Here is a 1,798-nt window from a genome sequence, read left to right as displayed (position 1 = left end):
CCCATCCCATTCATCTTTATCATTAAATATATTAAAAAACTCCATCCAATGGTTTTTTCTGGATTGCGCTAATGAATACAATCCCTCTTTTATATAGACTCCGAATACTGTATTTTCTTGACTACGTTGTTTTTTGGTTAACATTTCTTTCCACCTGCTTTAGATTTGGTATTATTTTTTAAATGTTCATCCGCCGCAGCTAAGTATTCTTGCCACCGTGAATTATTTAGATAAAGCGTACGAAGTTTTGGTTTTTCGGTGCGGCTGTCTTGGTTGCGTCTTGTGTCGAGTAGGCCAGCTGCGGCATCATAGACAAAACCGTAGCGTTCGGTACGGTTTTGTTTTTCGATACGAACTTCGTCTAGGCGGTGTTTAACATCGTAGTGGTAATACTGGGTACCACTAACGGTCTCATTCGAGATGTTACATTTAAGTCAAAATTTATGCTATTCACTCAAGAGTAGGTAAATTATTTGAAATATATTACATTATTTTTTCTTTAAGTTTCCAAAAAAAATCGTCTGCAAATATTTAATTCAACCTCAAACCCAAAACAATATATCAATATAATCATCTATTTAATCATATTAGAAAATAGATTAAATTATATTTATTCATTTTTAATTGATTTTTTCAATCTTTTGATTTCATTGATTAAGTTAGGAATATCTTGTCGAGCATGCGCAATAAAGTCTTGGTCATATATTGTTCCACCAATAAGTTCAATATCTTCTCCACGGTTATTTTCATTCCCTGTCATAATAAAATTTGAGCCACTAGTATGATCCCTACCTTCAATATATGATATCCAAGGTCCACTTGTTGCTTTATCACAACGTTGTTTTATTTGATTCAATTCATAATCTGATATTTCAGTTTTTTTTTGCATTAACAATTTCCTTTGGATTTGAGTTTTTGTTTAGCTGATGGTTTTTTTTGAGTAGGTGTCATTAAAGCTTCTGCTTGCTCTGCCGATATGCCTGATAAAGCTGCATGATTAGGATTGTTTTTAGTTGGCGATGCAATAACATCACCACCCGCCGCTCGAACAGATCCAACTGTTGTAACACCGACTTTATTATGTGGAATTCCTTCTGTTAATTGTGCTAATGACTTATTTTTTGAGCTATTTACCGAAACTCCAGTTAATTTGCCATTATCATCGATTGAAACACCGCTTCCATTTTTAAACGAATCGGCAAGACATGCACCTCCTCGGCAAACAATAGCTTCATTTGGCAGTTCTGAACTCAACCCCCACGGATCAATCCAAGTCAACCCATTAGGCGCATACTGATACAGATTAAACCCACCCAACAACCCAATCGGATCCGGCTGCGTAAATCTGCCTATATCCGAGTCATAGTACCTGAAAGTATTGTAATTTAAGCCCGTTTCTCTGTCTAAATACTGTCCCTGATACCTTAGGTTCTGTTGTATCTGGCTGTGTTCGATTTTTTGTATCGGTTTGCCCCACAGCTGATAGCTGCATGCCCATACAATGTGACCGTCTTCATCTAGAAGCATATTTTTAGAACCANTAGCTGAAATGTTGTGTTGGCTTCGGCTACGGTCAATGTAATGGTAATTTGGGAAAGATGATAAATTAAAAGCAGATTTGCCCTTCAAAATTTATCTTGGCAACCTCGTTCTTTTCCTATTTAGTAGACTATAGTTATAACTTGTTCAATTCAACCCTTAATAAAGGTTATGCGTACGAATCTTTATACTAGTATAAATAATCTTCTTTGGTTAAAGGTTTTTGGGTAGGTGCTGGTGGTGTTACATCAGGAAATAA

At 35.8% G+C, this 1,798-nt stretch carries 2 protein-coding genes; both read right to left on the bottom strand.

All coding sequences use genetic code 11. The features are described 5' to 3' along the window. Window positions 1–610: 610 nt before the first annotated feature. Entirely contained in the window at window positions 611–889 is a 279-nt protein-coding gene (locus J3U67_RS03435) for a hypothetical protein (RefSeq protein ID WP_267391639.1), read from the bottom strand. Continuing rightward, window positions 889–1,629 carry an RHS repeat domain-containing protein gene (locus J3U67_RS03430; protein WP_267403814.1) on the bottom strand — a complete coding sequence of 247 codons (741 nt, stop codon included), beginning with the start codon at window positions 1,627–1,629 and terminating at the stop codon, window positions 889–891. Before J3U67_RS03430 ends, J3U67_RS03435 begins: the two co-directional genes overlap by 1 nt. Window positions 1,630–1,798: the final 169 nt, after the last annotated feature.

The organism is Snodgrassella sp. B3837, from assembly GCF_026535955.1.
GTDB lineage: Bacteria > Pseudomonadota > Gammaproteobacteria > Burkholderiales > Neisseriaceae > Snodgrassella > Snodgrassella alvi_E.
This window is presented reverse-complemented; position numbering and strand designations above follow the sequence as displayed.

What these genes read in the sequence shown, in the direction of transcription:
- J3U67_RS03435 (WP_267391639.1), bottom strand. Translation starts at nt 889, where the DNA reads ATGCAAAAAAAAACTGAAATATCAGATTATGAATTGAATCAAATAAAA.